The sequence below is a fragment of the Mycolicibacterium vinylchloridicum genome, assembly GCF_013404075.1.
In the GTDB taxonomy this organism is placed as follows: Bacteria; Actinomycetota; Actinomycetes; order Mycobacteriales; family Mycobacteriaceae; genus Mycobacterium; species Mycobacterium vinylchloridicum.
Window position 1 is genome coordinate 1 of the sequence record NZ_JACBJQ010000180.1, and the last position, 1,284, is coordinate 1,284.

General features: G+C 63.9%; 1 protein-coding gene. It reads left to right on the forward strand.

Annotated features, from left to right (window positions below; genetic code table 11):
- Nucleotides 1-164 precede the first annotated feature (164 nt).
- Nucleotides 165-1,226 (forward strand): 13E12 repeat family protein, encoded by a 1,062-nt coding sequence (locus HPC46_RS34430; RefSeq protein WP_233717047.1) that lies wholly within the window; start codon nt 165-167, stop codon nt 1,224-1,226.
- Nucleotides 1,227-1,284: the final 58 nt, after the last annotated feature.

Below are 1,284 nucleotides of genomic sequence, written 5' to 3' on the forward strand. Positions count from 1 at the left end.
GACAGGATCGATAGGTTCATTACCAGCCACCGCCCGAGCCTGAGGGCAGAAGTGTCACCACCAACACCACCCAAACTGTCACCGATGTCCTGATACAGAACTGTCACCGATGTCCTGAGAGATGACAGAGCAACTTGTCGCCCCAATGTGGCATACTCGAACACATGTTCGATCATTGGCCGGGCGAGTATGTCGAGCTGAGTGATTCCGAGCGGGCGCGCGAATTGGTCGGCCAGCTCACGAACGTGTCGAGGCTGGAGAATCAGGCCGCCGCCAGACGGCTGCGGGTGATCGCCGACCTCTTCGAGCTGCGCCGCGAGTCGCTGGGTGAGCGCGAGGATTGGGCGGTCGACACCTGGCGTGCGGTGGGGGCCGAGGTCGCTGCCGCACTGCGGCTCAGCTTGGGCAAGGCGAACAGCTATATGAACTACGCGCTGGCGATGCTGCGACTGCCTGGGGTCGCCACGGTCTTTGAGGCCGGCGATATCGACTGCCAGCTGTTCAAGACGATCGTCTACCGCACTCACCTGGTCACCGATTCTGAGGCGATGGCCGCCATCGACAACGAACTGGCCGCCATTGTGGCCCGGTGGCCGTCGATGTCCGGCGGGAAGCTGGGCACCAAGATCGACGACATCGTGATTCGTCACGATCCCGACGCCGTGCGGCGTGTTCAGGATCGCGGCAATGACCGAGATGTCACGTTCTGGGAGTCCACCGAGGGCTACGTGGAGCTGACGGCACGGCTGTCGGTCACTGGCGGTGCAGCCCTGGACAAGCGGCTCAACGCCATGGCGAAGTCGGTCTGCGAGACCGATCCGCGAACGGTGGGCCAGCGCCGCTCCGATGCGCTTGGCGCGTTGGGTACCGGGCTGAAGCGGCTGACCTGTCAATGTGGTGAACCCGACTGCGCTGCAAGCGAGACGCCGACAGGGTCGGTGGTCATCCATGTCGTCGCCGATCAGGCCACGCTCGAGGGCAGAGGCAACACGCCGGCCCATCTGCTCGACACCGGGCAGCTGATCCCACCGGAGCTGCTGGCCGAGCTGAAAGTCACCGCACGCCAACGCCCGCTGATCATCCCCCTCGACGCGCCGCCAGACCCGAGCTATCACCCCTCGCGGGCGCTGGCTGATTTCGTGCGGGCGCGCGACCTGGGTTGCGTCCAGCAGAGTGGTGTACGAGTCGGACCTGATCAGCGGTACCGGCGTGTCGTAGCCGGATGAATGAAGGTCATCGCGTGATTCTTCGAGAGACCCGCGAAAGTCACTCGAGCAAAGGAAT